Genomic DNA, 1,060 nt, shown 5'->3' on the forward strand with positions numbered 1-1,060 from the left:
TGTAAAATTTTTGCTCATGTGTTCACCTACTTCCATCTAAATAAAAACCACAAGCCTAAGCCTGTGGTTGTTCTGGATATTCTTCACCTGTGATTTCTGTATACTGCTCTTTAGTAATACACTCTAACTCTACAAAACGTTTAACTTGCGCGTTAGTGTAGCATCTTCTATCATAAAAATATTTAATATTGTCAAAACCTGGAAACATATTATTTTCCCCCTTTCATTTCTGCTATTTCTAATAGTATTTGAGCTTGCTGTTGTTCTAAATTTTTAATACTTTTATCTTTCTCGGCATTATCTAACATAGTTAAAGCTAACTTCTGTTGTGTTTCTCGTAATTGGTAAGAACTTTCTGCAACTTGCATTTGTGTTTGTGCCATTTGTAATATGGATTGGTCTGGTGATTGTGGTTCTCCATCTTCATCTTTAGGAAAACTCTCTAACCATTCTTCACGAGTAGCACCTATCCACTCATTACCATCAAAATAAAATGGACTGTAAATACCCTCTGGCGGTGGCATTTCAGTCCATGTTTCTTCTGGATATTGATATTCCCCTTCTTCGTTTTTAAATACTAGGTGAGGTGTACCATCATATAGGTAAACTACTTTCATTTTATCCCTCCTTTATTCCGTCCATTCATACTGACCGTATGCGTAGTCCGTAGAAATCCATTCGCTAGAATCACCAACTATATAAAATTTAACTTCACCACTAGGTCTGATTGTTAGATATGCACCAGAATGATTAATTGGCACTCTTACAGGGAATGTTTGAGCATTTTTTGCAAATCCACTGGGCAATTGAGCAATAACTTGACTTTGTTTTAAATTTGTTCCATTGACCCTAAGTAGTTTTTTAGTTTCACTACCGTTAGTAATTATTCTATATGCACAATCAAATCCATTCTCTCCTGCACTCTTATAAGTAGTGTTTGATCTAACACCGTTGATTAAACTAAATGGTAGCCAACCAGTATCAGATTGATTATTTGTAATTTCTTTCCAATCTGACCAAGATATGTGACAATTTTTCATAAAAATTCTGTTTAAATTAA

Annotated in this window: 2 protein-coding genes and 1 pseudogene; all 3 read right to left on the bottom strand. The window is 34.2% G+C overall.

Annotated elements, in window-relative coordinates:
• Positions 1–55: 55 nt before the first annotated feature.
• Positions 56–208, bottom strand: coding sequence for an XkdX family protein (locus HMPREF2846_RS13875; RefSeq protein ID WP_083309983.1), 153 nt, complete (start codon positions 206–208; stop codon positions 56–58).
• A gap of 1 nt (position 209) precedes the next feature.
• A complete protein-coding gene (locus HMPREF2846_RS06845; RefSeq protein ID WP_070626267.1) occupies positions 210–617 on the bottom strand; it encodes a hypothetical protein in 408 nt (135 codons plus the stop codon).
• A 12-nt stretch (positions 618–629) separates the two neighbouring features.
• A pseudogene (locus tag HMPREF2846_RS14370) lies at positions 630–1,060 on the bottom strand (hypothetical protein); the annotation flags it as partial.

This window comes from Staphylococcus sp. HMSC056G08 (assembly GCF_001812305.1).
GTDB classification, from domain to species: Bacteria; Bacillota; Bacilli; order Staphylococcales; family Staphylococcaceae; genus Staphylococcus; species Staphylococcus simulans.